The sequence below is a fragment of the Thauera phenylacetica B4P genome (genome assembly GCF_000310225.1).
Lineage (GTDB): Bacteria > Pseudomonadota > Gammaproteobacteria > Burkholderiales > Rhodocyclaceae > Thauera > Thauera phenylacetica.
The window spans coordinates 1-730 of record NZ_AMXF01000553.1 but is presented as its reverse complement, the minus strand read 5'-3'; the positions used below and the strand labels follow the sequence as shown (position 1 = coordinate 730).

The following is a 730-nucleotide window of genomic DNA, read 5'->3' as shown; positions in this document are numbered from 1 at the left end:
CGCAGCTCGCCGCCGGCGAGCAGTCCGCCGGCGGCGAGCAGGGTGAGCAGCAGCAGGGCGGCGATCAGGGCCTGGCCGCCGGACGGGTCGGGATCGCGTCGGGCGCGCGTGGACGCGGGGAGCGCGGGTGGCCTGCAGGCGTGTCGCTGTGGTCCGCGCAGTGCGCCCGGAGCGGTCGCGGTCACGGCCGTGCTCCACTGGCGGCGAGGGCGGGCGCGGCGGTCATGAGGGCGGACTGCGCAGCGGCGAGGGCGGGCCCTGCCGTGCCTGGGACGGGCTGCGCAGGGTGGGCGTCGGGCTTCGTCTCGCGAGCACCGGGTACCGCCTGCTCGTGTTCGGGATGTGGCTGCGCAGCCTCGACCGCAAGCGTCGCAAGTTCCACGGGCATCGAGTCGCCGCTGCGCAGCCGCGTGCGCCGTCCGGGTGGCGACACCGCGGCTGCGTCGCCGGTCACCGGGCGCAGGCCGAGCGCGCGGGCGGACTGCCAGCTGCCCTCGACCCAGAGCAGGACCTCGCCGTCGGGGCGTCGCAGGATGCCGTCGATGCGCCGGGCGATGGGGGCGGGCGGTGGGCTGTAGGCAGGCGGGCAGGCTGCGGGTTCCGCCGCGGGGGGCGGGGGCGGCTCGGGTTCGGGTGCGACCATCGCCGCGGTGGCGGGGGGAGGTGGCTCGACGTCGAGGGCTGCGCGCGCGGCGCGTTCGGCCTCCCGCGCGGCCAGCTCCGCCTCTTC

General features: G+C 78.5%; 2 protein-coding genes. Both read right to left on the bottom strand.

The window, feature by feature from the left end; all coding sequences use genetic code 11:
- On the bottom strand, positions 1–185 hold a 185-nt coding region (locus tag C667_RS23635; protein ID WP_004391603.1), incomplete at its 3' end, for a hypothetical protein.
- Positions 182–730: hypothetical protein (locus C667_RS23630; protein WP_004391600.1), on the bottom strand; the 549-nt coding region annotated here is incomplete at its 5' end. The genes C667_RS23630 and C667_RS23635, both read right to left, overlap by 4 nt.